The following is a 25,628-nucleotide window of genomic DNA, read 5'->3' on the forward strand; positions in this document are numbered from 1 at the left end:
GTTCCTGGCGGTGCTCGACCGCTACACCCTCGCAGACATGACCAGCCAGCGCGGCGACCTCCGCGCGCTTCTGGGTTCGCCCGCCTCGGTGGCCGACACTCCCGAGTAGAGCCCACCGCCCCGGCATCGCGAAAAAGTCCGGACAGGCGTAACCGATACAGCCTCCGCAGCGTATCTAAGAGCAGTCCGCCTCCCGGAGACCAAGATGCGCCGCCTCCTCGCCCTGCTCACCGCCGCCTTCGCCCTGATGATCGCGGGCGCGCCCGCCGTGGCCGCGCCAAAGACCGAAACCGCGGTGTTCGCCGGCGGCTGCTTCTGGTGCATGGAGCACGATATGGGCGGCATTCCCGGCGTGCTGAAAGTCGAGAGCGGCTACACCGGCGGTCACGTGAAGAACCCGACCTATCGCGACGTCACCAGCGAGCGAAGCGGCCATTACGAGTCGGTTCGCGTGACCTATGATCCCGCCAAGCTGGACTACGGCTTCCTGCTTTATCGCTACTGGAAACTGGTCGATCCGACCGACGACGGCGGCCAGTTCTGCGATCGCGGCCCGTCCTATCGGCCGGCGATCTTCGTCACCCCCGACCAGCGCCCGATCGCCGAGAAATCCCGCGCCGACGCCGCCAAACGCCTGAAGACCGGGACCATGAAGGCGCAGATCCTGCCGCTCCAGACCTTCTACCCGGCCGAGGAATACCACCGCGACTACGCCAAGCGGAACGCCGCCAACTATAACGCCTACCGCACGGGCTGTGGCCGCGACGCGCGCCTCGCGCAGGTCTGGGGACAATAGCCCTCCCGCGGTAGCGCTCGCGGCGCCGCCCCGCTAGGTTGCCGCGATACGTGGAGGCCTTGATGAAGAAGCCGGTTCTGGAGATGTGGCTCGAGCGCGGCCTGTTCGCCTCGCGCTGGCTGATGGCGCCGTTCTATGTCGGCCTCGTCGTGGCCCTGGCGGCCCTGCTCGTAGTCTTTTTCCAGGAGCTGGCGCACGACCTTCCCACCGTGCTGACGATGAAGGCCGAGGCCGCCATCCTGATGGCGCTGACGCTGATCGACCTGTCGCTGGCCGCCAATCTGCTGGTGATCGTCATCCTGTCCGGCTACGAGAACTTCGTCTCCAAGATCGACACGGCCAGCCACGAGGACCGCCCAGACTGGATGGGCACGGTCGACTTCTCCGGCCTGAAGATGAAGCTGATCGCCTCGATCGTGGCGATCTCGGCGATCGCCCTGCTCAAGGCCTTCCTGAAGTTGACCGAGCCAGGCCAGGGCGTGGACCAGATCCGCCTGTTCTGGCTGGTGGTCGTGCACCTGTCGTTCGTGGCGTCCGGCGTGCTGCTGGCCGTTATGGACTGGCTCAACAGCAAGGTGGCCAAGCACTAGGCTTCGCCATACCGACCTAGAACGGCAGGGTGCGTCGCTTTCGGCTGTAGCCGAGGTAGCCGATGTTGGCGCCCAGACGCAGACCCACGCCCGCGCGGATCGGCGCCAGGGTGATCTCGTCGGCCTTCTGGTAGTTCACGCCAAGGCCGCCCACGAGATAGGCGCTGCCCTCGACGCCCGGGAAGCGGCGGAACACCGCGTCGGGATATTGCAGGTTATAGCACAGGGTGAAGACGCGGCTGGCGTTGCCGCCCCAGTCCCAGCCCACCGACGGGCCTTGCCAGAACACTTCCAGCGTCGGCCGCCCCTTCATGTAGAGCAGGCCCCGGCCATAGCGCAGGCCGACCGCGAAGGCGCCCGAGCCCTCTTCGCCAGCAATGTAGGCGGTGGGCTGGCCCTTGTCCTTGAAGACGCGTTCGATGGCGGCGCCGGCGCTCTCGGCCGTGACGCCCAGGAAGTCCGAGGTCGCGCGCACCATCTCGTCGCGGGAATAGGTCGAGGCGCCGCCGGTCTGATAGGTCGGGCCGCTGGACCCCGCCGGCGGCGGATTGGCCTGTTGGGCCAAGGCGTCGGTCGCCACGGCGCTCAAGCTCGCGGCGGCGCCGGAGAGGATCAGCTTGCGACGGTCCATGGGTGGGCCTCCAGGTCGGTTACTTTGCAACACTGTTGCAAGCTATTGAGACCGGTTTGCGGCCCCAAACTTAACGCGCGGTTAAGCATGACCTTTCGTCGCGCGGCGTCCGCCCCCTCGCGAAGCGGGCCAAATGTGCTAGAGGCTGCGGCATGAGCTCTACGCCCCTCGACAAGATCCGCAACTTCTCGATCGTCGCCCACATCGACCACGGCAAGTCCACGCTGTCCGACCGCCTGATCCAGGAGACCGGCGCCCTCTCCGCGCGCGAGATGAGCGCCCAGGTCCTGGACAACATGGACATCGAGAAGGAGCGCGGGATCACCATCAAGGCCCAGACGGTGCGCCTGCACTACAAGGCCAAGGACGGCGAGACCTACGTCCTGAACCTGATGGACACCCCCGGCCACGTCGACTTCGCCTACGAGGTCAGCCGCTCCCTGGCCGCCTGCGAAGGCTCGATCCTGGTCGTCGACGCCAGCCAGGGCGTGGAAGCCCAGACCCTGGCCAACGTCTACCAGGCCATCGACAACAACCACGAGATCGTTCCGGTCCTGAACAAGGTCGACCTGCCCGCCGCCGACGTCGATCGCGTCAAGGCGCAGATCGAGGACGTCATCGGCCTGGACGCCTCCGACGCCGTCGAGTGCTCGGCCAAGACGGGCCTGGGCATCCCCGACGTGCTGGAAGCCATCGTCACCCGCCTGCCCCCGCCCAAGGGCGACATCAACGCCCCGCTGAAGGCCCTGCTGGTCGACGCCTGGTACGACGCCTATCTCGGCGTCGTCGTCCTGGTCCGCATCTTCGACGGCACGCTGAAGGCCGGCCAGCAGGTCCGCATGATGCAGACCGGCGCCACCCACCGCATCGACAAGGTCGGCGTCTTCCGCCCCAAGGCCACCGACGTCGACATCCTGACCCCCGGCGAGGTCGGCTTCTTCACCGCCTCGATCAAGGAAGTGGCCGACGCCGCCGTCGGCGACACCATCACCGACGAGAAGAAGCCCACGTCCGAAGCCCTCAAGGGCTTCAAGGAAGTGGTCCCGGTCGTGTTCTGCGGCCTCTTCCCGGTCGACGCCGCCGACTTCGAGGACCTGCGCGCCGCCGTCGGCAAGCTGCGCCTCAACGACGCCAGCTTCACCTACGAGATGGAGAGCAGCGCCGCCCTGGGCTTCGGCTTCCGCTGCGGCTTCCTCGGCCTGCTGCACCTGGAGATCATCCAGGAGCGCCTGTCCCGCGAATTCGACCTCGACCTGATCGCGACCGCCCCCTCGGTCGTCTACAAGATCCGCCTGCGCAACGGCGAGGAAATCGAGCTGCACAACCCGGCCGACCTGCCGGACGTCATGCAGATCGAGGAGATCGCCGAGCCCTGGATCAAGGCCACCATCTTCACCCCCGACGAGTACCTGGGCGGCGTCATCAAGCTGTGCCAGGACCGCCGCGGCATGCAGCGCGAGCTCTCTTACGTCGGCAGCCGCGCCATGGTCGTCTACGACCTGCCGCTGAACGAGGTGGTGTTCGACTTCTACGACCGCCTGAAGTCGATCTCGAAGGGCTACGCCAGCTTCGACTACCAGCTGGAGGACTACCGCGCCGGCGACCTCGTCAAGATGTCGATCCTGGTCAACAGCGAGCCCGTCGACGCCCTGTCGATGCTGGTCCACCGCAGCCGCGCCGAAAGCCGCGGCCGGGGCATGTGCGAGAAGATGAAGGAGCTCATCCCCCAGCACATGTTCGTCATCCCGATCCAGGCCGCCATCGGCGGCCGCATCATCGCCCGCGAAACCGTCCGCGCCCTGCGCAAGGACGTGACCGCCAAGTGCTACGGCGGCGACGCCAGCCGCAAGCGCAAGCTTCTGGACAAGCAGAAGGAAGGTTCGGCAAGGTCGAGATCCCGCAGGAAGCCTTCATCGCCGCCCTGAAGATGGATGAGGATTGATCGGCGGCGTCGGCCGCTGAATCCAAAACGCCCCGCTGGGACACCAGCGGGGCGTTTCTGTTTCCGGGCGATCCAGCCGTCGCCCCGGCGCGGATTGTCAGCGTTACGGCTTCGACGGCGCCTCGGCGGCGTCCTTGCGGAACTGCAGGCCCAGGGCCCAGCGGTTCTGGAAGCCCGGCCAGTAGCCGGCGCTGGCCGGGTTTGACGGCGACGCATAAGCGCCGTCCTGGGCCCCGTCCTGCCCGACGCGCCAGACGCCGTCGGCCGCGTTCGGCGTCGGCACGGTCAGATAGCTCCCGTGGGCCTTGTCGCCCTTCAGGGTGGCGTCAAGGAAGGCCGTCACGAAATGGCGGTTGATCGTCAGGATGCGATCCCGACGCCACACCGGCTCCTCGAACCTCGCCACCGACGAGAACTCGCCGACTAGGCTGGGCGGCGTGCCGTCGCGGGCGATGTTGTGGCGCGCATTCTCGTAGACCAGCAGGTTGCGGTCCGAGCCGCGCATGCCGTCGTAGAGCCAGGCGACGCCGTCCGCATAGCCGCTGACATCATCGTGGTCGCCGACGATGAGCAGGCTAGGCACGGTGATCCTGGCCAGGCTGTCGGACGTCCAGGCGCGCAGCGGCGGCGCGCCGCCCCAGGGCGCGAAGGCCACCATCGCCTTGACGTTCCTGGGCGCGCCGGCGGCGAAGGCGGGATTATCGGCGGTGAAGGGCTTCAGCAGCCCGCCAGGAACGGCCTTGGCCAGCGTGCTGTTCGGATCCAGTCCGGCGCCCATGGTGGCCAAGGCGCCGAAGCCGCCCATCGAATAGCCGATCAGGGCCACATTGCCGGGGTCGTAGACGTCTTTCAGAGGGCCGACCTTGGCGCCCTTCGTCAGCGCCTCGATGACGAACCGCTGGTCGGCGACGCGGGTGATCACCGTCGTGGCGAACGATAGCTGCGGCGCGGCCAGGGTGACCGGCTCCAGATCGTGGTGGTCGATCGCGGCGACGACATAGCCCTTGGAGGCCAGGTTCTCGGCCAGATCGCTGAAGCTGGTGGCCCAGTTGCGATAGCCGTGGGAGATCACCACCAGCGGAAAGGCCTGTCCGCGCACGGGCTTGGCGTCGGCATAGGCGCCGCCGACCTTGTAGGGAACCTGGGCGGGCGCTTTGCCGGCCGCGGGCTTGTCGGGCATGGTGTAGCGAACCGTCGCCGCGCCGGCCGCCGGACGAACGGCCGGATACCAGATGGTCAGCGGCAGCGGGCGATCGGCGCGCGCAAGCTTGCCGGCCGCAAGATCGCTGGCCACCAGGTCCGGCTGATCCTTCTGCGTCAGGGTCTGGGTCATCACCCCTACCGGATAGGCGCCCGCCGCCGCCAGGGCCGGCTGGTCAGCGAGCGTTTCCTGCGCCGCTGCGACGCCGGGCGCGGTGAGCAGGAGGCATAGCAGCAGGCCCGTCGGAACTTTCATCATGGCGCTCTCATACGCTTACGGACGAGCCGGCGCGATTCGGCGGCTCGGTTGGCGGACCGGCATAGCTTAAGGCCGCGACAGGTTTGTCACACAGCGCGTGTGATCAATTCGCGGACCGCACGCCGCCTAAAGTAGCTAAAAGCAACGCTTTCACACGACGGTCACGGAGCCGTCGCGAATTCGAATCCTATTCCCCATAAGCGCCACGCTCGAAGGGCCCTAGCCCGAGTACCCAGAGGGGATGAGTTGATGCGTTACTTCGACACCAAGGGCCTGATGGTCGCCGTCAGCGGTCTGGCCCTGATGGCCGGCGCGGCCCAGGCCGCCGAACCCGTCGACACGACCGCCACGTCGCAGGTCGAGGAACTGCTGGTCACCGCGCAGAAGCGCGAACAGAAGACCGTGGACGTGCCGCTGGCCCTGACCGCCTATTCGGGCGCCTTCCTCGACAAGCTCGGCATCCAGGAGTTCGAGGAACTCGGCCAGTTCGTGCCCGGCTTCGACGTGCAGAACCAGTCGCCGAACAACCCCGGCTTCGTGATGCGCGGCATCACCTCGGACTCGGGCGAAGCCACCAACGAGCCGCGCGTGTCGGTCTATCAGGACGGCGTCTCGGTCTCGAAGTCGCGCGGCTCCTACACCGAACTCTTCGACCTGGAGCGCGTCGAGGTGGCCAAGGGCCCGCAGTCGACCCTCTATGGCCGCGGCGCCCTGATCGGCGCGGTGAACGTGATCCAGGCCAAGGCCAAGCACACCCAGGACTGGAACGCCAAGGTCGAGGGCGGCAACTACGGCTACTGGCTGGCCGAAGGCATGATCAACATGCCGATCAACGACGACCTGGCCATCCGCCTGGCGGGCCGCGCCAAGAAGCGCGACGGCTATGTGAAGAACCTGCTGGGCGGCGACGACTTCAACTCGACCGACACCCGCGCCGTGCGCCTGGCGATCAACTACGCCCCGGGCGACCGCTTCAAGCTGGACGTCCTCTACAACTACGAGACCGACAAGCCCTCGGGCACCTCGTTCAAGTCGCTCAGCTATGCCCCCACCAACCCGACGACCGGCGCGGTGATCGGTGACCTGGGCCGCAATTCGGGCGCGGCCCTGACCACGGTGGACGGCTTCGAGAACGGCCAGAAGCTGGGCCTGAACCGTCGCCTGTGGAGCCTGACCGCCCTGGCCAGCTACAAGCTCAGCGACAGCCTGACCCTGAACTCGACCTCGGCCTACCGCTACTTCAGCGGCGAGGAAGTGTTCGATCCGGACGGCTTCTCGCTGCCGATGTTCACCTTCGCCGAAGACGCGCAAGGCAAGTCGGCCAGCCAGGAGCTTCGCCTGAACTACGACAACGGCGGCAAGATCACCGCCTTCGGCGGCGTCAGCTATTTCTGGGAAGACGGCTCGCAGCGCGTGCCTCTGCTGATCAACGAGAAGGTGGCCTACCTTTTCCTGACGGGCCAACTGCCCCGCCCCAACGGGCTGTCGATGACGACGATCAACGCGCTGCCCGGCCTCGCGGTCTTCCCGGCCAACCACCTGGAAGAATACACCAACTACGGCAAGACGAACTCGTACGACGCCTTCGCCGACGTCACCTTCCACGCCACCGACAAGCTCGAGCTGGCGGCCGGCCTGCGCTACACCTACGACGACAAGCAGAGCGGCTACAAAGGCGTTCTGAACGGTCCGTCGATCATCGGCGGCAGCTCGGCCACCGCCGGCGTCCGCGGCCTGCTGGTGCAGTCGACCCTCAATAACGCCGCCCAGTACCAGAGCTTCAACGACTCGGGCGTGACCTACCGCGCCGTGGCGCGCTACGCCGTGGCCGACAACGCCAATGTCTACGCCTCGGTGTCGACCGGCCGCCGTCCCAAGGTGTTCTCCGGCTCGAACAACAAGCCGGGCGCGGCCGCGCAGTTCAAGGAAGTGCCGGCCGAGAAGGTCACCTCCTACGAAGCCGGCGCCAAGGGCGAGTTCCTGGACCGCCGCCTGTCCCTGGAGGGCTCGGTCTATCACTATGAGTACACGAACTTCCAAACCAGCGTCCGCGACCCGAACGGTTTCGTCACCACGACGAACGCCGGCTCGGCCAAGTCGACGGGCTTCGAAGGCCAGGCGACCTATCAGCCGGCCGAGGGCGTCAGCCTGTTCGCCACCTATGGCTATAGCCACGCCCGCTTCGCCGCCGGCCTGTTCGAAGGCAACCACTTCCGCCTGTCGCCGGACCACTCGGTGTCGATCGGCGCCAACCTGACCACGACCGTGGCGGGCGGCCGCCTGACCGTCCTGCCGACCTACACCTGGCAGTCCGAGCAGTTCTTCGACAACAACAACGACATCTCGTCGCTGCAGAGCACCACAGGCACCATCAAGGACACCGTGCAGGACGAGAAGCAGAAGGCCTTTGGCTTGGCGAACCTGCGCGTGTCCTACCAACCGGACGGCAGCAACGTGACGTTTGGCGCCTTCGTCAACAACGCGTTCAACGAGAAGTACATCAAGGACGCCGGCAACACCGGCGACGCCTTCGGCATCGCCACCTTCATCGCCGGCGAGCCGCGCTTCTTCGGCCTGTCGGTCTCCATCCGCCACTAAGCCATAGGGGGATCGGCCGTTCACGCGGCCGATCCGCTTACGCGCGTCCGCCGCATCCTCGTCGTCGAACCAGCCGTGCTCCACGGCCGCCGACGCCGAGCGGCGGCCGTCTTGCTTTTAACGCCTCTTGAAAGACCCTGCCTACGGGCGCGCTCACTCGAACGGCGGCTTCAGCCGGTAGAACCGCGCCTCGCCCAGCAAGTCGTAGACGCGGCGGACGCGGAAGGCGTCGGGGCGGTCGCGGCCCAGGGCCAGCTCGGCCTCGGTCAGGCTGAACGGGGCCAGCTCCGAGCCCAGGGTGGTCTTGACGGCCAGCAGGCGCGGGGCGGCGTCCAGGCCGAAGCTGACCACGTCGCAGCCGGGCGGGTCGCCACCGGCGCGGGCCAGGCGGACCTGGTGGCCCAGGTCGGGGCGGCCGTGGTCGGCCAGGCGGCGGGCCTCGTGGGCGACGACGCTGGCCGCGCCCAGGCCGGGCAGGAAGCGATCCCCGGCCGCGCGCGTGGCCATGTCGAAACGCTGGATGATCCGGGCCAGCCTGGGGTCGGCGGGGACCGGTTGAGGCGGGGCGGCCTCGATCAGCGGGACGGCCGGCGGGGCCGCGAACAGGGCGTCGGGCCGGACCGCGGCGGCCAGCAGGGCGGGCTTGGCGGCCAGGGCGTCCTCGACCGCGGCCAGCAGCAGCGGGTCGTAGGTCCAGCGTGGCGGCGGATCCTTCAGCGTCGGCAGGCCGATCAGCGACAGGACGGCGGTGATCTCGCCCTGCTTGGCCATGACCGGCATGCCGGACTTGCCGGTGACGAAGCGGACGGTGCGGTCGTGGGTGGCGCGGTCGACCGGCTTGCCGGCCAGGGTCTTCTCCAGCTGGGCCAGGTAGTCGCCGACCACGACGGCCAGCTCCGCCCCGGTCCACTCGCGCCCGATGGCTTCCCGTTCCGCCGAATCCCCCGTCATCGGACGATCCTGCGCCAGCGGCGGCGCGGACGCCAGAGCTTGAGCGCGGTGGGGGAGCTCAGCCGCCGCCGGCGGGCGCGTTGGCGGCCGAGGCGCGGGGCGCCTCCTGCACCGGGGTCTGATCGGCCCGCAGCCCCGCCAGCTCCATGGCGCGTCGCAGGGTGGTGACGGGCGAGTCGTTCTCGACCTTGAAGGTCAGGGAGGCGGTCTCCGCCGGGTTCTCGCCGAGATTGGCGAAGCCGCCGGGACGCTGGGCGTTGAAGGTCACGCCATAGGTGCGTCCGGCCAGGACCCGGCAGATCACCACGAAGGTCTTCTGGTCGGTGAGCAGCCGGGGGGTCTTGACGCACTCCAGCGGCTCGGCCCCGGGTGCGGGCGCGTAGTTCCAGGCGCTGGGCGACATCTGCTGGTCGAAGACGGCCTTGAGGATCAGCAGGCCCGGCGCGACGGTCTGGTCCTGGGCCGGATAGGTCGAGACCAGCTTCGGCGGCAAGGTCGGCGGCAGGATCAGCACCGGCGACACCGCGTTCGGCGCCTCGGCGGGCGGCTTCTGGGCCTGGGCGCGGGCGACCGTGGCGCCCAGCGCGGCGCAGAGCATCAGGGCGGGAACCAGGCGGCGGCGCGACATCTTTCCAGACTGACCGCTAAGCGCGGCCTTCTCAAGGCGCCCCTCGAGGCCTACATCGCATCCATGACCGACAAGACCGACGCTCCCGCGCCCGAGGGCGAAACGCCGATGCAGCGCGCCCTGCGCCTGAAGAAGGCCGCCCAGGGCCGCCACGGCCACGGCCCCAAGGCCTCCAGCGGCAAGGTCGAGCGCGCCAGCGCCGCCGCGCCGACCGGCAAGTCCAAGCCCTGGATGACCCGGTGACCATCCCCAGGGTCCTTGGCCGGACCTCGTCCATCAACGTCCGCAAGGTCCTCTGGACCCTGGACGAGCTGGGCCAGGCCTATGAGCGCGAGGACTGGGGCGCGGGCTTCGCCTCGACGAAGGACCCGAAGTTCCTGGCGATGAACCCCAACGCGCTCGTACCCGTGCTAATCGACGAGCACGGAGCGCTTTGGGAAAGCAACACGATCTGCCGCTACCTGGCGACCGGGACGCCGCTGCTGCCGTCGGGCAGGCGCGAGCGCGCGATCGTCGAGCAGTGGATGGACTGGCAGGCGACCGAGTTGAACCTCGCCTGGCGCTACGCCTTCGCGGGTCTGGTGCGGAAGTTCCCCGGCTCCGAGGACCCGGCGCAGATCGCCGCCAGCGTCGAGGCCTGGAACACCGCCATGGGCCTGCTGGACGCCCGCCTGGTCGAGAGGGGCGCCTACGTGGCGGGCGAGCACTTCACCCTGGCCGATATCGTCCTGGGCCTCGCCGTCCATCGCTGGCGGCGCAGCCCGATCCAGCGCGTGGAATGGCCCGCCCTCACCGCCTACTACGCGCGGCTGAAGCAGAGGCCGGCGTTTTCGGCGTGGAGCCTTCCAGAGCTTCCGTGACCGGCTCGGCGCCGTCCTGCGGCAGGCTGGCGATCGGCGTTCCCGGCAGCAGCGGCTCGCCGGTCCACTCCCAGTGCCAGGGCTCGTAGACGTAGTTGACGAAGCCGAAGCGCCCCGCGTTCCAGACCATCCAGCGATAAAGCGGCGAGCGGGCCATCGCCAACCGGTTGGCGTCGGCCGAGGAGTCCGGACCAAAGCCCGGCGCGGCGTCGATGAACAGGTCCATAGCCAGGCCCGTGCGGTGCGCCGAGCAGATCGTGCGGATCAGGCCCTGGCAGTTGCGGTCGCGCGCGCAGCGCTGGGCGTCGGCGTCGGGCGCACGGAAGCCGGAATAGATCCTGAGCGCCTCGGGCCTTGCCAGCACGCCAGCCGCTCGGGCCTCGGCGGCCATCCGGCGATAGGCCTCCAGCGCCGCGGGTCGAAGCTGGATCGTCTTGCCGCCGTAGCTTTCGTTGGCGCTCGCGGTCGCCAGGGCCTGCGGAGCAGGCGCGCCGGGGCAGACGCCGTCGCGGTTCACCCGCACGAACGGCCGCGCCAGATGCCAGCGCGGCAGCATGACCGCGAAGACGCCGGCGTCCATCACGCCCGTTCGGGGCAGGTCGTTGGCGCCCTGCCAACGGGCCAGGGCGGCGGCGAAACCGGCGGTGTCGGGCGCGCAGCCGGTCCCGATCTCGGCGGCGATGCGGGGAGCGTAGATCTCCCAGCCGGTCTCGGGCTTGCCAAACGGCGACCAGGCCAGGCTCGCCAGCGACGCGGCGTTGGCGGCGGCGGCGCCAGCGGGAACGACATCGCTCGTCGCGCAGGCGGCCGGCGCCATCACCAGGGGCGCCGCATCTTGCGTCGAGGCCACGGCCGGCGGCGCGCCCGCAGCCCTCGGCGCGGACGGCGCCCTCGCACTCCCCGGCGGCCAGATCACCCACAGCCAGAACGCCCCGACGACCAGCGCCAGCACGCCCAGCCCCCACAGCAGACGACGCAGCGCCCTCACATCCGGCCTCACACGCGGTGGAACTTCGCCATGCCTCAAGCCTTCAAGCGGTGAAGTCGTTCCCGCCTGGAGTTTGCATGACCGGTCTGGTTTCCCGTTTCGCCCTCGTCGCCCTGCTCGCCGTGAGCGCCTGCGACGACAAGCCGCCGGCCAAGCCCGCCCCCGCCAACACGGTCCAGAAGGCCCCCGTTCCGACCGTCGCCGCCCCGCCGGTCTCGGCCGCCGCGTCGCCGCTAGGCCAGGCTATCAACGCCGCCGCCTTCGATCCCGCCGCCGTGGACCCGCAGGCGCGGCGCAACACCCTGATCCGCGTCCAGACCCTGCTGGACCGCGCCCACTTTTCGCCCGGCGTGATCGATGGCCGCGACGGCGGCAATCTGAAGCTGGCGATCCAGGCCTTCCAGAAGGCGCACGACCTGCCGACAGACGGAGAGATCAGCCAGGCCCTGCTCGCCGCGCTGGCCGCGGCCGACAACGGCCCCGTGCTGGTCGACTACACCATCACCCAGAGCGACGTAGCTGGCCCGTTCACGCCCCAGCTCCCCAAGGAGGACTACGAGGCGATGGCCCGCGAGCCGGCGATGAACTACCACGACATCGTCGAGATGCTGGCCGAACGCTTCCACATGGACGAGGCCCTGCTGCGCGAACTGAACCCCGGCGCCAACTTCAACCAGGCCGGCGCGACGATCATGGTCACCGCCGCCGGGGCCGACACCCTTCCGGCCAAGGTCGACCGCATCGAGATCGACAAGACCCTGGGCCAGGTGCGAGCGTTCGATGAGACGGGCGCCCAGGTCGCCGTCTATCCGGCCACCGTCGGCAGCACCGAACGCCCCGCCCCGTCCGGCGAATGGGCCGTGCGGACCCTGGCGCCACGTCCCACCTACACCTACGATCCCTCGCGCCTGACCTTCGGCAAGCCCAAGGAAAAGCTGACCATCAAGGCCGGGCCGAACAACCCGGTGGGCTCGACCTGGATCGACCTGACCAAGGACACCTACGGCATCCACGGCACGCCCGATCCAAAGCTGGTCAACAAGCGCGCCTCGCATGGCTGCGTGCGCCTGACCAACTGGGATGCCACGGAACTGGGCTCGGCGGTGAAGAAGGGCGCCAAGGTGATCTTCATGGGGACCGAGGCGCGTCCGGCCTAAACGCCGGCAAGCTTTAGCGTTCAGGCTGCGTTCAGCCGTCGAGCGGCGTATTGGCCTCCACAAGACGCTTTGCTTGGGGGAACCAAGATGTCCAAGACGCTCAGCCTGACCGCCCTCTCCGCCGCCGCCCTGATCGCCGGCTGGGCCAACGCCGCCAGCGCCCAGGCCCCCGGCTGGGAAGGCCGCTATGACGAGCCGCCGCGCGGCTCCTATACCCGCTCGTGCCGCGAGATCACCGCCTTTGACGGCCGGGTCTGGGCGCGCTGCCAGACCGATCGCGGCGGCTGGGTGTGGAGCAGCGCCCGCGCCCGCGATTGCGGCGGCCAGGGCCTGGAGAACCGCGACGGGCGCCTTCAGTGCGCCGGTTTCGTCGGCCCCGGCCCCTTCCCGGGTCCAGGCCCCTTCCCCGGCCCCGGTCGCCCGCCGGGCGGCGGCTGGCGCGCCGACGCGGTGCTGTTCGAGCACGCCGGCTATGACGGCCGCGTCTACGAAGTGCGCGGCGACATGCCCGATCTCGACCAGGCCGACTTCAACGACAAGACCTCGTCGATCAAGATCCTGCGCGGCGCCTGGGAGGTCTGCGAGGACGCCTATTATCGGGGACGCTGCACCGTGATCGATCGCGACCAGGGCGTCCTGCCGCGCGACTGGAACGACCGGATCAGCTCGATCCGGCGCGTCCGCTAGACCTTTTCGCCCCCACCTGGAGCGCGTTCGAGCGGCCTCGCCGCCAACCTAAGCGGCGCGCTCCTGTATGGACCTCAACCGTTGGCCGCACCCTCTTGATGGTCGGCGCGCGCCACGGTTAAGGTCCCGCGCCCTCGAACCTGCGGAGCAAGATTTTGCGTAAGATCGTCATCCTGGCCGCCGCCGCGACCGCCCTGCTGGTCTCGGCCTGCAACACTATCGAAGGCGCCGGACGCGACATTTCGGCCGCAGGCCGCGCGGTCAGCACGACCGCGAAGGAAGCCAAGCACTGACAAGAAGCGGCGGGTGGTTCGCTCCAGGCGTGATTAATGCTTCCAGGCGAAAACAAGAGCGCCAGGAAGCATTGAACAGGTGAGAACGAGCCAACGTTAAAATTAAGCAGACCGATCGTCCGTTTCGTTAACCCTCTTCACGATCACCGCTGATCCAGGACGTAAAAGCCGAAAAAGGTCTCAATTTCGGCGGCCGGAATTTCGCGGAATACTTTTTAACCACCGGGACAAATCGTCACCGTGCGACGCCGGGTCGCCCTTTTCTCGCCGGATCAGGAAGCGCATATGGACGCCATGTCCGAAACCAGCACCGCTCCCTCGTTGCTCACCGGCCTCAAGCGCGGCCTGTTGCATCGCTGCCCGAACTGCGGCGATGGGCGCCTCTACATGCGCTATCTGAAGGTCGATCCCGAATGCGAGGCCTGCGGCCATGAGCTGGGCGGCTACCCCGCCGACGACGGTCCGGCCTATTTCACGATCCTGCTGATCGGGCACCTGTTCGTGGCGCCGCTGCTGTTCTTCCCGTGGATCTGGGAGGCCTCGCCGATGATCGTCGCCCCCGTGACGCTGATCCCCCTGGCGGCCCTGACCCTGCTGCTGCTGCCCCGCGTCAAGGGCGGCGTCATCGGCGCGCTGTGGGCCATGCGCCTGCGCAAGGCCGAAGACACCCCTAGCTGACGCTCGGAACCGACCTGCGCCGTTGCGTATTCCCCAAACGTGATCCCAGCGTCGCCACGGTGGCCGACGCGGGACCGGAGGGAAACCAAGGACCATGCTCGGCACGATCCTCATCATCATCCTGATCCTCGCCCTGATCGGCGCGCTGCCCACCTGGGGCCACAGCCGGTCGTGGGGCTACTTCCCGTCTGGCGGCCTGGGCCTGATCCTCGTGATCATCATCATCCTGGTCCTGATGGGCAGGATCTAACGCCCGGCGTTCGCCGCCCTTCTGCTCTCGCAAGAGCGACGGGCGGTGAACGCCTCCCTCGTCCACCACGCCGACGAGCGCTTCGCCGGGGCGTTGGCGGACGGCAAAATCGCTCCGGCGCCGGGCTGCGACGCCCTGAAGCTTCGAACCCCGTTTTCCGACTCTCCGCGCGCGGCTAGATTGCCGGGCATGCCGTTGCTCGACATCTTCGTCCTCGCCGTCTTCTCGCTCTGCTGGCTGCTCTATGAGCCCATGCTGCGCCGGCTCGGCGAGGCGGGCGGCGTGCTGAACACCGACATGACCGTGATCCGCCGCCGGTGGATGCAGGAGATGGCGGTGCGGGAAATCGCGCTGCTGGATGGCCAGTTGCTGGGACACGCCATCAACTCGGCCAGCTTCTTCGCCTCCTCGAACCTGATCCTGATCGCGGCGGCCGCCGGGGTGCTGTTCGGCGGCGACAACGCCTGGAAGAGCGTCGAGGGCCTGGCGGTGCTGGCCAAGACCACGCCGATGATGTTCCAGATCAAGCTCGGCTTGGTGCTGATCGCCCTGGCGCGCGGCCTGCTCGACTTCATCTGGTCGATCCGCCAGATGAACTATTGCCTGGCCGCGATCGGCGCGGCGCCGATGTGGGCGCCGCCGCGCGTGCTCGAAGAATACGCCGAGGCGGCCGGCGGCATTCTCAACCCCGCCCTGTCGGCGTTCAACGCCGGCGTCCGCGCCTATTACTTCGCCCTCGCCGCCGCGTGCTGGCTGCTGGGCCCCATGCCCTTCCTGTCGGCGACGCTCGGCGCCATGACCCTGCTGCTGTGGCGCCAGCGGCGCAGCCGCGCCTCCGTGGCCGTCCATAAGGTCCGCGAGATCCTGGAACGCCAGCCGGTCGTGCACGGACCGCACCTGACAAAGCTGAAGCGCCCGCCGCCCCCGCCGAAGGATCGCCCCTAAGCGGACTTGCAGGGGCTTTCCAGCAGGAGACCCCCGCGCCCAACGGAGGCGGAGCGCGCGTTCAAGCCAACAGGGTGAGCCGTTCAGTCCCGCGATTGGGGCCCTGAAGCCTCGCCACGTGTCACGCCGTCCAGCACCGACCTAAGCCTGACACAACAAGCCCCGCCGGCGACTCGGTCTCCGGCGGGGCTGATGGGAAGTCTTGTGGGTAGACAAGGATCTTATATCTTAACCGGGGCCGGTGTGCAACGCCGCAACGCCGAGATTCCGACATTTCATGCTGTTTTCGCATTGCAACTTGCGATTTTATAGGCAGCGCCGCAGATTCTCGGTGAAGCCATTTGAAATTTCGCCCGCCGCCATGGGCGCCCAAGGCGAGCGTTTATAGATCAGCCGGCCCTACTGATCTCTGCAAGGTATTACACGGCCGAAACTGTACCAAAAGGGCCTGTTTTAGCCGGTGATTTTCGCAGCGCCTCGGCCTATAGCCATTAATTTTACCTGAGATGTTCTCAGGTGAGCCGCTCACCATCAGAAAACTAAACGAGTATTAAGAGGGGCGGCGGGCAGAGACACGCGCTCGGTGGGCGGAGAGCGGCCGGCCGGCGGCCACTCTCGCTTGACGCGTGTCCCCCAGCGGTCAGATGCCCAGGGCGCTCCACACCGGGGCGACCTTTTCGCCCCACTGCTCGGCCTGGCGCTTGAGCTCCACGAGGTTGGCGTCGCCTTGCAGGGCGGCGCCCTCGACGATCAGGGCCTGTCCCTGGGCCTGCAGGACCGACCACGCATATTGCGCCCAGTCGTCGGGCGTCTTGCGACCACCCTGTTTGGCCAGCCAGAACATCTGCTGGAACCGGTTCGCCGCGACACCCCCGCCGATGACCGGCGAGGCGAAGTTGCCGATGTCGGGGGCGGCCAGCGAGCGAGTGGCGATCGCCTTGTTGAGCGCCAGCGTGCGGGTCTTGGCCTTGGCCTGATCCTGGTTGGGCGCGACCGGATGGATCACGTTCACGCCCAACAGGATCGTCAGGGCCGAGACAAGCTGGGCGAAGCTGATGTTGTTGCGCGCGACCCTGGCGTGGATATCGCCGATGGTGTGGGCCTTCTGGTCCTGCAGCACCTCGTAGATCGGCTGATAGATCGCATCGATCAAGGCGGCCTCGCCCAGGGCGCCGCGGACCTTGGTGGGAAGGTTCTCGCGCGCCATGGTCATGACCACCTGCTCGTCCAGCAGCGCCGACGCCTGCTCCTGTCCCGCGATCGGGCGGACGCCGCGGATCCAGTAATCGCGCCGGAACTGCTGGTTCATGCAGTAGTCGCGGATCGTCTCCCGCAGCGAGCCATCGGAGATCGAGCCCAGGAACGCGACCTGCTCCGCCGTCATGTTCAGTTCGGGCAGGTTGTCGAGGGTGAAGGCCGAACTGGCGAATCCCAGCTTGGCCTCCCCGAGCCAGCGTTCAAGGTCGGCGAAGTACATGGGATGCCAGTCGCGGTTCATGTACTCGTGGGCGAGGTACTTGCGATCCTGCCCCTTGATCTGCGCCAGGCGCGGCGCGGCGCTGGGGTTGGCTTTGGCGTAGGCCGGCTCGAGCGCGAGGAACCGATCCACGAAGTCCAGGCTGGCGTCCGTCTGGCCGATGATCCCCTGGCCGGGCGCGCCCATGACGTCGGCATGGCGCTTCATCAGATGGCGCAGCGGCGCCGCCGTCGCCCAGCCGGGCATGGTGTTGTAGGAAATGTAGAGAACCCCGCCGGGGCGCAGCTTGCGGCGGACGAAGTCGACCAGGACAGACCGGTTGGCGTCCGAAATCCACGTCCAGATGCCGTGCAGGCCGATGAAGTCGAAATCCGGCAGGTCGCTGCGATTGCAGAACTCGGAGAACGCCTCGTCATACAGCTTGGCGGTGGCGCCCGAGAGGCGGACCATGTCGGTGGCGAAGGCGGCCTGGGCCGGGTTGAAATCCGTGCCGTACCAGTCGACGCCGGGCTGGGCGGCGGCGTGGATCGAAACCGACAGGCCTTGCCCGAAGCCCAGTTCACAGGCGCTCTGGATCCGGGGCGCGTGGCGGCCGGCCAGCAGCAACGGCAAGCGACAGCGAATTGGATTCAGCTCGGCGTAGTAGCCAAAGGTGTAATTCACGTCGGTGACATAACCGGCGGTCCATTCAGTCGACACGCGTGCTCCCAGCCTCTTCGCAAAAACCCGCGCCGATAGCGCGCATGATTGGCCTCGCCTGACAAGTTGACCCGCCTGCTGACGAACGTCTTTTTGGCGTACTTTGATGCTGGCGAGTCGCTATAGCTCTCCCCTCCCTCCCGACCGGCAGCGGCTCAGCTCGATGACCTCACCGCTCATGGCCCTCTGGCGCAGCTTACCGGCGCCGCTTCGCAGGAGCGCCCACCTGGCCAAGGGCGCGCCGAGGGCGGCGGTCATCGGGGCGCGCGAGTGGCTCGAAGCCTACGCCAAGGTTCGCGCCGAGCGCGCCCGCGAAGCCAGGACCCTCCGCCGCACACGCCGCCGCAATCTGCGCGCCGCCGGTCCCGTCACGGTCGTCGGCTTCCACGGCGCCGTTCACGGCCTGGGCGAGGGCGCGCGGATGCTGACGCGAGGCCTCGCGGACGCAGGCCTGCCTGTTCGCGCCGTCGATCTGTCGGCCTATGTCGGCATGCCCGTCAACCTGCCCGTCACGGCGCCGCCGCCAGGTCCCCGAGAGCGAGGCGTGCTGATCTCGCACATCAACCCGCCCGAGCTGCTGCGCTGGACGCGCGAGACGGAGGGACGGCTCCTGGCCGGGCGGCGGCACATCGGCTACTGGGCCTGGGAGCTTGAGGACGCGCCCGCCGACTGGGCGCCGGCGTTCGACCTGGTGGACGAGGTCTGGACGCCCTCGGCGTTCGCCGCCGACGCGCTGCGCAAGATCGCGCCGCCGCGGGTGAAGGTCACGCCCCTGCCCTACCCACTCTACCTCAATCCCAGGCCCGGCGCGGACCGCGCCCGTTTCGACCTTCCCGACGGGTTGATCGTGCTGATGGCCTTCGACCTGCGCTCGACCGCCCAGCGCAAGAACCCCTATGGCGCCCTGCGCGCTTTTCGGAAGGCCGCCAGCCAGGCCCATCGCAGCGCGCTGCTGGTCTGCAAGGTGGTCGGAGCGGACCTCTATCCCGAGACCTTCGCCGCCCTGGCCGCCGATGTCGCGGGCGATCAGAGCATCCGCCTGATGACCGAAAGCCTGTCAGCCGCGGACATGGCCACCCTGACCGCCAGCTGCGACATCGTCCTGTCGCTGCACCGCTCCGAGGGCTACGGCCTGCTGCTGGCCGAGGCGATCTGGCTGGGCAAGCCGACCGTGGCGACCGGCTGGTCCGCGAACGCCGAGTTCATGGACCCCGCCTCCAGCCAGGCGGTCGACTACGCCCTGATCCCGGTCGAGGGCGACGGCGCGATCTATCAGTCCGGACGCTGGGCCGCCGCCGACGAGGACGACGCGGCGCGCAAGCTAGCGCGGCTGATCGACGACGCCCCCTGGCGCGAGGAGCTGGCCGCGGCGACATCGCGCAACGGCCACCTGTCCTTCGACCGCGCGGCGTGGCTGGACAGCCTCCGCCGCCTGCTGCCGCTGCGGTGAGTTACTTCGGCGCAGTGGCCAGCGGCGCGTCGCTTTCGCTCAGGCTCGGCAGGTCGTTGATCGACGGCGGCGGCGCGACCTTGTCGGCCGCGACCGGCTTGACCGGCAGATCGGAAGACGGCGGCCGGATCGGCGTCGTGTCGCCGGCCTTGGGCTTCTTCGGCTCGAGCGGCAGGGCGATCTTGTCCATGGTCTGGACGATCAGGTCCGTCGGCAGCACGCCGCGATAGCGCACCTTGTTGAAATGGCGAGTCGGGTCGTAGGGCGCGACGCCCGGGGCCAGATTGCCGACCTCCAGCGTGCCGACCTGGGCCAGCAGCTGGACCCGGCCGACATATTCGTTGGCCCGCCCGCGGACGAAGTTGATCTGGGCGTTCTGCAACTCGGCCTGGGCGTTCAGCACCTCGATGGTGCTGCGCAGCGCCAGGCGCTCTTCCTCGCGCACGCCGTAGAAGGCGATCGTGTTCGCCTTCATCTCTTCTTCCTGGCTGACCAGCGACTTGCGCGCGGCGACCAGTTGGTCCCAGTACTGCGAGACGCCCAGCACCATGTTGCGGCGCGCGTCCTCGATCAGGAGCTGGTCGCGGTTATTCTCCTCGATCGACTGGCGCACCTGCGAGCTCAGCTGACCCGCCGAGAACAGAGGCTGCGTCAGGGTGATCGACGCATTGACCGTGTTCGAGCGGTTCGATTCCTTGGCGCTGTACGGGTAGTAGGGCGCGTTGCGGTAGTCCGCGCGCGCCGACACCGAGAACAGGCGCTGGGCCCGGGCTTCCGCGACCCCCAGGCGCGACGCCTTCTCGGTGTAGAGGGCCGCGTTCAGGCTCGGATTGGACTCTTCGGCCTGGTTGAAGGCGTCGTCCAGGTTGGCGGGCAGGCCGTCGATATCCGGCTCGGGCTCGAGCGTGGCGGGAAGGTGGCCGACGAGCGAGGCGTAGCTTGCGATCGTGACATTCAGCTGGGCTTCGGCGGTCGCCAGCTGGCTCTGGGCCGCCGCCAGCCGCGCCTTGGCCTGCTGGACGTCGGTCAGGGTGACCTGCCGGACGCTGTAGCGATCCTCGGTGTCCTGCAATTGCTTGCGCAGGAAGGCCTCGCCGCCTTGGGCGATCCGCACGATCTCGCGGTCGCGGCGCACCGAGACGTAGGCGTTGGTCACGCGGACCAGCAGGTCCATCTCGATGCGGCGCAGGTTTTCACGCGACGCCTTGATCTGGGCCTCGACGCCGGCGAGGCGGGCGGCGTAGCGGCCATTGGTGTAGAGCGCCTGGCTGACCGACAGCTCGTTCGATTGGCTGGTCGCCTCTTCCGTCGTCCGCCTGCGGACGGGGAAGGTGGAGGTGGTTTGCGGTCCGCGCGCGGAGCTATAGCCTTCGGACACCTGCGCCGTCGCCTGCAGGCCGTAGGCGGCGCGGGCCTGGGTGTAGTTCTCATCCAGGGCGCGCATGGCCGCGCGCTGCGCCTGGATGTTGGGGTTGCTCTGGTAGGCGGCGGTGATCGCGTCGGCCAGGGTCTCGGCGTGAGCGCGTTCGGCGCCGCCGGCCACGGCCATGGCGACGGCCATGGCGATCGCCGAGGTTCGAACGGACAGAAGTTTCGACAGCACTCGCATTTCCCAGACTTTCACGGCCGCGCCAGTGTGCGGCGGTTCAAACTAAAATTTGTGGCTTAATCAAGAAGACGACGCACTGTCGCCTCCCACGTGACATTCTTGTTCCGCCAGAGATCTCGCGCCGCCGCGCCCCGCGCCATGGCGAGGCTACGGTCCGAGGTCAGGCGCGCGAGCGCCTCGGCCAAGGCGGCGGGCGTCGGTTCGGAGACGGCGCCAGTGGCCTCGCTGACGATCTCGAGCAAGCCGCCGGAGTCGGTGACGGTCAGAACCGCCTTGCCCGCCGCGAAGGCCTCCATCGTGACATAGCCCACGCTGTCCTCGTCAAAGGGTAGATAGGCGCAGGCCAGGGCGTCATTGGCCCAGCGGGCGATGTCCTCGCGCGGATGGAAGCCGAAGCGCAAGGACACCCGGTCGTTCAGGTCCAGGTCCTCGACCAGCCTGCGCAGGCGATCGGCGTAGGCCTCGTTCTCCGGGGGGCCGGCGATCACCAGGCGCGGTCCGTTCGGCAGCAGGGCCAGGGCCTCGATCAGCAGGTGCTGGCGCTTGCCCGCGGCCACGCGCCCGCCGGCGAAGACGTAATCGCCATAGTCGCCGCCGGTGAACAGCTCGCCGTCGTTCAGCGGCGGATACAGCACCTCGGACGGCACGCCGTTGAACTTCATCAGACGGTTCTGGGTGACCGGTGAGTTGCAGTAGATTTTCCGGCACTCGGCGAAGCAGGCGTTGTCCGCCGCGCGGATCGCCGCCTTCACGCCCCTGCCCGTCTCGTCGAAATCCAGATGGCTCTGGCCGGCTTCGGACAGGTCGTAGGCCTGTCGGAACTGATGCAGCAGCCACAGCACCTTGTCCTGATGCGGGACCATGTAGGCGGGGAACTTCAGGCCGATGACACGATCCACGTTGGGCAGGCGCAGCCCGCGGGCGATCAGCATCTCCTCGATCAGCCGCTCGGCGGGCTCCCAGGTGAAGGGGATGCGGACCAGCTCCGACTGTACGCCGGGCGTCGCGTTGAGGCGCCGGACCAGATGGTCGGCCAGCTCCTCAGCGCCGCCGCGCTGGAACGGGGCGGCGTTGTTGACGACCAGAACCTTCATGCGCGCTTCCTCATGAGGTCAGGCGCTCCACGACCGTGCCCCAGTCGATCTTCATCTCGGTCAACCGATCCAAGGACGCCTCCCCCATCTTAGCGACCGCCTGGCGGTCGGCGTGCAGGCGGTCGAACTGCTCGGCCAGGTCGCGCGGATCGGGCGCGCTGATCAGGCCGTTGCGGCCGTGCTCGACCAGCTCCAGCACGCCGCCGGAGTCGGTGGTCGTCACGATGGCCTTGCGGGCGTGGGCGCCTTCAAGCGACGGATAGCCGTAGCTGTCCTCGTCCTTGGGCAGATAGGCGACGGCCAAGGCCGTTTTCAGCATGTCCGCCTTCTCGTCCTCGCTGATCCAGCGGTCCTCGAGGATCACGCGATCCTGCACGCCCAGCTCCTGCGTCATCTTGATCAGCTGGCGGCCGTACTCCGGACTCGACGCCGTACCGGCCAGGCGCAGTTTCACCGGCGTCTTCACGTGCTGCATGGCCTCGATCATCAGGGCCTGGCGCTTGTGCGGCTCCAGGCGCGAGATGGCGACGATCTCGTCACCATAGCCTTCGTGCGTGAAGCGCTCGGGCTGGTAGATCGGCGGATACAGCGGCGTTGCGTCCAGGCCGTTGAACGCCTTCAGGCGGTCGGCCACGACCTGGGAATTGGTGAACACCGCGCGGCTCTCGGCGATGGCGCGGGTGTCGAGGGCGCGCAGGTTGTCTCGGATGGCGCGATGGTGCGCGTCGTCGGCCATGCCGCGATAGGGCGTGTCCCACAGGTCGTAGAAGGTGCGGATGTGATGGATGAACCACAGCACCTTGTTGGGGTGGTCCACCACATAGGCCGGCGGCCGGAAGCAGATCACGCGGTCGCACCACTGGGTCAGGTCCATCAGCCGCCAGGCGGCGATCTGGTGCAGGATCTCGTTCGGGTCGTCGGTGAACGGCAGATAGAATCGTTCGACCTGATGGCCCGCCTCGACGAGCTTCTCCTCCAGCCACTCGACGATGAAGCGCGCCCCGCCGTTGATGAACGGCACGATCGAGGACAGCAGGACGATGCGCATCGGCTAGACCAGCACCTGGTCGAGCGCGGCGACGACGCGGTCGATGTCGGCCTCGGTGAGGCCTGCGTGCGTGGGCAGGTTCAGGCCGTCGGCGCCGCAGGCCTCGGCCTGCTTGAGGTCGCCGGTCGCCAGATGCGCGTACGGCGGCATCACGTGCATCGGATGGAACACCGGCCGGCTCTCGACGCCCAGGGCGTCCAGGTCCTTGATCACCTGGTCGCGCGAGGTCGACAGGCCCTCGCCCAGGCGCACCGTGTACATCCAGAACACATGGCGGCCGAAGCCCTCGACGTACGGCTTGATCACTCGATTGCCCAGGCGCGACAGCTTCTGCTCGTACCAGGCGACCACGCGCTCGCGGGCGGCCAGGTGATGCTCGACCCGCTCCAGCTGAGCCAGGCCGATCGCGGCCTGGATGTTGGTCATGCGGTAGTTGAAGCCGACGACCGGGAACCAGTAGCGGCGGTTCGGGTCCATGCCCTGGCTGCGATACAGCCGCATGGTCGCGGCCAGCGCGTCGTCGTTGGTGGTGATCATCCCGCCTTCGCCGGTGGTGATGATCTTGTTGCCGAAGAAGCTGAAGGTCGCGCAGTCGCCCAGCGAGCCGGACATCCTGCCCTTGTAGGTCGCGCCCACCGCCTCGGCGGCGTCCTCGATCACCATCAGGCCGTGTTTCTTGGCGATCGCCAGGATCGGCTCCATGTCGGCCACCTGGCCGTACAGGTGGACCGGCATGATGGCCTTGGTGCGCGGCGTGATCTTGGCTTCGATCAGGGCGGGATCGATGTTGAAGGTGCGCGGATCGTTGTCGACCAGCACCACCGTCCCGCCGCAATAGGTCACGGCGTTGGCCGAGGCGATGTAGGTCAGGCTGGGAATGATCACCTCGTCGCCGGGGCCGATCCCCATGGCGACCAGCGCCAGGTGCAGCGCCGTCGTGCCGTTATTGCAGGCGATCGCGTGCTTGACCCCGCAGTATTCGGCAAAGGCCTTTTCGAAGTCGGTGATGAACCGGCCGGCCGACGAGATCCAGGTGGTGTCCAAACACTCCAGCACATAGTCGCGCTCATTGCCGTCGAGGCTGGGCGCGGCGACGGAGATGCGAGGCAGGCTGTCGGTGACGGCGGTCACGGCCGGTCTCCCCTGATCTTGGCTGGAACGCCCACCGCGAGCACGCCGGCGGGCAGGTTGCGGACGACGACCCCGCCGGCGCCGACGACGGTGTCGGCGCCGATGGTCACGCCGGGAATGACGCGCGCGCCCACGCCCAGGAAGGCTCGCTCGCCGACGCTGACGCCTCCGGCCAGGGCCGCGCCGGGCGCGACGTGAGCGGCCGCGCCCAGTCGGCAGTCGTGATCCACGACGGCGCCGGTGTTGATAATCGCGAGATCCGCGACCTGGTTGTCGGCGTTGATGACGGCGCCGGCCATCACCGCGACACCCTCCCCTAGTCGCGCGCTCGGCGACACGACCGCCGACGGATGGACGGCGTTGACCAGGCTGAAGCCCGCGTCCCGAGCCTTGCGGCCCAGGGTCTCACGCAGGCGGTTGTCGCCCACGGCCACGAACAGCCGGGTGAGCCCCCGTTCGCGCAGCGCCGGCAGCGCCAGATCGTCCCCCACCACGGGAACACCCAGGATCGTCCGCGGCGTCGGATCGGCGTCGACGATCGCGGCGACGGTCTCGCCCGCCGCCCGCAGGATCTCGATGACCACCTTGGCGTGGCCACCGCCGCCGATGATGACGACGCCGGCGTCCATCAGTTCCTGGACCGCCGCGCCATGTCGGCCTCGACCATCTCGGCGATCATCTCCTGCATGGTCGTCTTGGGCTCCCAGCCGAGCTTTTCCTTGGCCTTGGTCGGGTCGCCCAGCAGCAGGTCCACCTCGGCCGGCCGCAGGAAACGGGGATTGATCGTCACGTGGTCCAGGTAGTTGAGGCCCACGCTGGAGAAGGCCACCTCGCACATCTGGCGCACGGTCCAGGTCTTGCCGGTCGCGACCACGTAGTCGTCGGGCGTGTCCTCCTGCAGCATGAGCCACATTGCCTCGACATAGTCGCGGGCGTGGCCCCAGTCGCGCTTGGCTTCCAGGTTGCCCAGCTCGACCATCTTCATCTGGCCAAGCTTGATGGCCGCCACGGCGTCGGTGACCTTGCGGGTCACGAACTCGATGCCGCGCACCGGGCTCTCGTGGTTGAACAGGATGCCGCACGAGGCGTGCAGCCCGAAGCTCTCGCGATAGTTCACCGTCATCCAGTGCGCGTAGAGCTTGGCCACCGCATAGGGCGAGCGCGGATAGAAGGGCGTGGTCTCCGACTGGATCGGGTGCTGCACCAGCCCGTACATCTCCGACGACGACGCCTGGTAGAAGCGAGCCTGCGGACATTCCAGCCGCACGGCCTCCAGCATGTTCGTCGCGCCCAGGCCCGTCGCCGAGCCGGTCAGGTGGGGCTGGTCCCAGGAGGCGCCGACGAAGCTCTGGGCGGCCAGGTTGTAGACCTCGTCCGGCTGGATGCGGCGCATCAGGCGCGCCAGACCGCCCCCGTCCAGGAGATCGCCGAGCTCGAAGCGGATGTCGTCATAGACGCCCATCCACCGCAGGCGGTCGCCGATCACGTCGGCCGAGGCCGAGCGGCGCAGCATGCCGTGGACGGTGTAGCCCTTCTCCAGCAGAAGCTTGGCGAGGTAGGCGCCGTCCTGGCCGGTTACGCCCGTAATCAATGCCGTCTTGGCCACGCTGTCGTCGACTCCAGTAAGAAAGAAGGGTTCTGACTACACTATTGGAGGCGATTGGAAA

Annotated in this window: 24 protein-coding genes and 1 pseudogene; 13 read left to right on the top strand and 12 right to left on the bottom strand. The window is 68.1% G+C overall.

The annotated features are described in order from the left end of the window. Nucleotides 1-205: 205 nt before the first annotated feature. Nucleotides 206-796: a peptide-methionine (S)-S-oxide reductase MsrA gene (msrA, locus tag DI526_RS09105; RefSeq protein WP_304276750.1), complete on the top strand. Its 591-nt coding sequence runs from the start codon at nucleotides 206-208 to the stop codon at nucleotides 794-796. 62 nt (nucleotides 797-858) lie between these two features. Further along, on the top strand, nucleotides 859-1,386 hold the full coding sequence (locus DI526_RS09110) for a TIGR00645 family protein (RefSeq protein ID WP_304276753.1): 528 nt from the start codon (nucleotides 859-861) through the stop codon (nucleotides 1,384-1,386). A gap of 16 nt (nucleotides 1,387-1,402) precedes the next feature. Here the strand turns inward: DI526_RS09110 and DI526_RS09115 are convergent, their stop codons facing one another. Further along, nucleotides 1,403-2,017 (bottom strand): DUF1134 domain-containing protein, encoded by a 615-nt coding sequence (locus DI526_RS09115; protein WP_304276755.1) that lies wholly within the window; start codon nucleotides 2,015-2,017, stop codon nucleotides 1,403-1,405. A 152-nt stretch (nucleotides 2,018-2,169) separates the two neighbouring features. Between DI526_RS09115 and lepA the strand changes: the two are divergent. Continuing rightward, a pseudogene (lepA, locus tag DI526_RS09120) lies at nucleotides 2,170-3,959 on the top strand (translation elongation factor 4). A gap of 103 nt (nucleotides 3,960-4,062) precedes the next feature. On the opposite strand, the gene DI526_RS09125 reads toward lepA, so the two are convergent. Further along, nucleotides 4,063-5,418, bottom strand: coding sequence for a dienelactone hydrolase (locus tag DI526_RS09125; protein ID WP_304276757.1), 1,356 nt, complete (start codon nucleotides 5,416-5,418; stop codon nucleotides 4,063-4,065). A gap of 249 nt (nucleotides 5,419-5,667) precedes the next feature. Here DI526_RS09125 and DI526_RS09130 point away from each other — a divergent pair, with 249 nt between their 5' ends. Continuing rightward, nucleotides 5,668-8,016: a TonB-dependent receptor gene (locus tag DI526_RS09130; protein ID WP_304276760.1), complete on the top strand. Its 2,349-nt coding sequence runs from the start codon at nucleotides 5,668-5,670 to the stop codon at nucleotides 8,014-8,016. Between the two features lie 153 nt (nucleotides 8,017-8,169). Here the strand turns inward: DI526_RS09130 and DI526_RS09135 are convergent, their stop codons facing one another. Then, entirely contained in the window at nucleotides 8,170-8,967 is a 798-nt protein-coding gene (locus tag DI526_RS09135; protein ID WP_304276763.1) for a hypothetical protein, read from the bottom strand. Between the two features lie 58 nt (nucleotides 8,968-9,025). Next, nucleotides 9,026-9,595 carry a hypothetical protein gene (locus tag DI526_RS09140; RefSeq protein WP_304276766.1) on the bottom strand — a complete coding sequence of 190 codons (570 nt, stop codon included), beginning with the start codon at nucleotides 9,593-9,595 and terminating at the stop codon, nucleotides 9,026-9,028. 63 nt (nucleotides 9,596-9,658) lie between these two features. Here DI526_RS09140 and DI526_RS09145 point away from each other — a divergent pair, with 63 nt between their 5' ends. Further along, nucleotides 9,659-9,838 (top strand): hypothetical protein, encoded by a 180-nt coding sequence (locus DI526_RS09145; protein WP_099537565.1) that lies wholly within the window; start codon nucleotides 9,659-9,661, stop codon nucleotides 9,836-9,838. Next, entirely contained in the window at nucleotides 9,835-10,455 is a 621-nt protein-coding gene (locus DI526_RS09150) for a glutathione S-transferase family protein (RefSeq protein WP_304276769.1), read from the top strand. Before DI526_RS09145 ends, DI526_RS09150 begins: the two co-directional genes overlap by 4 nt. Here the strand turns inward: DI526_RS09150 and DI526_RS09155 are convergent. Next, on the bottom strand, nucleotides 10,385-11,443 hold the full coding sequence (locus DI526_RS09155) for a D-alanyl-D-alanine carboxypeptidase family protein (protein WP_304276772.1): 1,059 nt from the start codon (nucleotides 11,441-11,443) through the stop codon (nucleotides 10,385-10,387). The two genes, DI526_RS09150 and DI526_RS09155, sit on opposite strands and share 71 nt — an antisense overlap. A gap of 77 nt (nucleotides 11,444-11,520) precedes the next feature. On the opposite strand from DI526_RS09155, the gene DI526_RS09160 reads away from it, so the two are divergent. The 6 genes from DI526_RS09160 (at nucleotide 11,521) to DI526_RS09185 (ending at nucleotide 15,453) form a co-directional block, all read left to right on the top strand. Then, nucleotides 11,521-12,600 (top strand): murein L,D-transpeptidase, encoded by a 1,080-nt coding sequence (locus tag DI526_RS09160; RefSeq protein ID WP_304276774.1) that lies wholly within the window; start codon nucleotides 11,521-11,523, stop codon nucleotides 12,598-12,600. An 87-nt stretch (nucleotides 12,601-12,687) separates the two neighbouring features. Continuing rightward, nucleotides 12,688-13,287, top strand: coding sequence for a beta/gamma crystallin-related protein (locus DI526_RS09165; protein WP_304276776.1), 600 nt, complete (start codon nucleotides 12,688-12,690; stop codon nucleotides 13,285-13,287). 155 nt (nucleotides 13,288-13,442) lie between these two features. Continuing rightward, on the top strand, nucleotides 13,443-13,580 hold the full coding sequence (locus DI526_RS09170; protein ID WP_304276778.1) for an entericidin A/B family lipoprotein: 138 nt from the start codon (nucleotides 13,443-13,445) through the stop codon (nucleotides 13,578-13,580). Between the two features lie 285 nt (nucleotides 13,581-13,865). Then, nucleotides 13,866-14,258 carry a DUF983 domain-containing protein gene (locus DI526_RS09175; RefSeq protein ID WP_304276781.1) on the top strand — a complete coding sequence of 131 codons (393 nt, stop codon included), beginning with the start codon at nucleotides 13,866-13,868 and terminating at the stop codon, nucleotides 14,256-14,258. Nucleotides 14,259-14,352: 94 nt separating this feature from the next. Beyond that, nucleotides 14,353-14,508: a DUF3309 family protein gene (locus tag DI526_RS09180; RefSeq protein WP_013080337.1), complete on the top strand. Its 156-nt coding sequence runs from the start codon at nucleotides 14,353-14,355 to the stop codon at nucleotides 14,506-14,508. A gap of 189 nt (nucleotides 14,509-14,697) precedes the next feature. Then, a complete protein-coding gene (locus tag DI526_RS09185; RefSeq protein WP_304276860.1) occupies nucleotides 14,698-15,453 on the top strand; it encodes a DUF599 domain-containing protein in 756 nt (251 codons plus the stop codon). A 640-nt stretch (nucleotides 15,454-16,093) separates the two neighbouring features. Here DI526_RS09185 and DI526_RS09190 read toward each other — a convergent pair. Then, nucleotides 16,094-17,629 (bottom strand): class I SAM-dependent methyltransferase, encoded by a 1,536-nt coding sequence (locus tag DI526_RS09190; protein ID WP_304276785.1) that lies wholly within the window; start codon nucleotides 17,627-17,629, stop codon nucleotides 16,094-16,096. A gap of 163 nt (nucleotides 17,630-17,792) precedes the next feature. Here DI526_RS09190 and DI526_RS09195 point away from each other — a divergent pair, with 163 nt between their 5' ends. Further along, on the top strand, nucleotides 17,793-19,079 hold the full coding sequence (locus tag DI526_RS09195; protein ID WP_304276787.1) for a glycosyltransferase: 1,287 nt from the start codon (nucleotides 17,793-17,795) through the stop codon (nucleotides 19,077-19,079). 1 nt (nucleotide 19,080) lies between these two features. Here the strand turns inward: DI526_RS09195 and DI526_RS09200 are convergent, their stop codons facing one another. From DI526_RS09200 to gmd, 6 genes are read right to left on the bottom strand one after another with little or no spacing between them, the layout of a single operon-like run. Beyond that, nucleotides 19,081-20,688: a TolC family outer membrane protein gene (locus DI526_RS09200; RefSeq protein WP_304276863.1), complete on the bottom strand. Its 1,608-nt coding sequence runs from the start codon at nucleotides 20,686-20,688 to the stop codon at nucleotides 19,081-19,083. A 56-nt stretch (nucleotides 20,689-20,744) separates the two neighbouring features. Continuing rightward, complete coding sequence (locus DI526_RS09205; protein WP_304276790.1) at nucleotides 20,745-21,782, bottom strand: glycosyltransferase family 4 protein; 1,038 nt, start codon at nucleotides 21,780-21,782, stop codon at nucleotides 20,745-20,747. 10 nt (nucleotides 21,783-21,792) lie between these two features. After that, nucleotides 21,793-22,830: a glycosyltransferase family 4 protein gene (locus DI526_RS09210; RefSeq protein ID WP_304276792.1), complete on the bottom strand. Its 1,038-nt coding sequence runs from the start codon at nucleotides 22,828-22,830 to the stop codon at nucleotides 21,793-21,795. Between the two features lie 3 nt (nucleotides 22,831-22,833). Beyond that, nucleotides 22,834-23,940, bottom strand: a complete 1,107-nt coding sequence (locus DI526_RS09215; protein WP_304276866.1) for a DegT/DnrJ/EryC1/StrS aminotransferase family protein — start codon at nucleotides 23,938-23,940, stop codon at nucleotides 22,834-22,836. A 17-nt stretch (nucleotides 23,941-23,957) separates the two neighbouring features. Beyond that, nucleotides 23,958-24,590 (bottom strand): NeuD/PglB/VioB family sugar acetyltransferase, encoded by a 633-nt coding sequence (locus tag DI526_RS09220; protein WP_304276794.1) that lies wholly within the window; start codon nucleotides 24,588-24,590, stop codon nucleotides 23,958-23,960. Continuing rightward, nucleotides 24,590-25,567, bottom strand: coding sequence for a GDP-mannose 4,6-dehydratase (gene gmd / locus DI526_RS09225; RefSeq protein WP_304276796.1), 978 nt, complete (start codon nucleotides 25,565-25,567; stop codon nucleotides 24,590-24,592). The genes DI526_RS09220 and gmd overlap by 1 nt, the downstream gene beginning before the upstream one ends. Between the last annotated feature and the right edge of the window lie 61 nt (nucleotides 25,568-25,628).

This window comes from Caulobacter segnis, assembly GCF_003243465.1.
GTDB classification, from domain to species: domain Bacteria; phylum Pseudomonadota; class Alphaproteobacteria; order Caulobacterales; family Caulobacteraceae; genus Caulobacter; species Caulobacter segnis_A.

Coding starts and splice junctions, on each gene's coding strand:
- msrA (WP_304276750.1), top strand. CDS start 206: ATGCGCCGCCTCCTCGCCCTGCTCACCGCCGCCTTCGCCCTGATGATC.
- DI526_RS09115 (WP_304276755.1), bottom strand. CDS start 2,017: ATGGACCGTCGCAAGCTGATCCTCTCCGGCGCCGCCGCGAGCTTGAGC.
- DI526_RS09125 (WP_304276757.1), bottom strand. CDS start 5,418: ATGATGAAAGTTCCGACGGGCCTGCTGCTATGCCTCCTGCTCACCGCG.
- DI526_RS09135 (WP_304276763.1), bottom strand. CDS start 8,967: ATGACGGGGGATTCGGCGGAACGGGAAGCCATCGGGCGCGAGTGGACC.
- DI526_RS09205 (WP_304276790.1), bottom strand. CDS start 21,782: ATGAAGGTTCTGGTCGTCAACAACGCCGCCCCGTTCCAGCGCGGCGGC.
- DI526_RS09145 (WP_099537565.1), top strand. CDS start 9,659: ATGACCGACAAGACCGACGCTCCCGCGCCCGAGGGCGAAACGCCGATG.
- DI526_RS09210 (WP_304276792.1), bottom strand. CDS start 22,830: ATGCGCATCGTCCTGCTGTCCTCGATCGTGCCGTTCATCAACGGCGGG.
- DI526_RS09110 (WP_304276753.1), top strand. CDS start 859: ATGAAGAAGCCGGTTCTGGAGATGTGGCTCGAGCGCGGCCTGTTCGCC.
- DI526_RS09195 (WP_304276787.1), top strand. CDS start 17,793: ATGACCTCACCGCTCATGGCCCTCTGGCGCAGCTTACCGGCGCCGCTT.
- DI526_RS09200 (WP_304276863.1), bottom strand. CDS start 20,688: ATGCGAGTGCTGTCGAAACTTCTGTCCGTTCGAACCTCGGCGATCGCC.
- DI526_RS09185 (WP_304276860.1), top strand. CDS start 14,698: ATGCCGTTGCTCGACATCTTCGTCCTCGCCGTCTTCTCGCTCTGCTGG.
- DI526_RS09165 (WP_304276776.1), top strand. CDS start 12,688: ATGTCCAAGACGCTCAGCCTGACCGCCCTCTCCGCCGCCGCCCTGATC.
- DI526_RS09160 (WP_304276774.1), top strand. CDS start 11,521: ATGACCGGTCTGGTTTCCCGTTTCGCCCTCGTCGCCCTGCTCGCCGTG.
- DI526_RS09220 (WP_304276794.1), bottom strand. CDS start 24,590: ATGGACGCCGGCGTCGTCATCATCGGCGGCGGTGGCCACGCCAAGGTG.
- DI526_RS09130 (WP_304276760.1), top strand. CDS start 5,668: ATGCGTTACTTCGACACCAAGGGCCTGATGGTCGCCGTCAGCGGTCTG.
- DI526_RS09180 (WP_013080337.1), top strand. CDS start 14,353: ATGCTCGGCACGATCCTCATCATCATCCTGATCCTCGCCCTGATCGGC.
- DI526_RS09175 (WP_304276781.1), top strand. CDS start 13,866: ATGGACGCCATGTCCGAAACCAGCACCGCTCCCTCGTTGCTCACCGGC.
- DI526_RS09140 (WP_304276766.1), bottom strand. CDS start 9,595: ATGTCGCGCCGCCGCCTGGTTCCCGCCCTGATGCTCTGCGCCGCGCTG.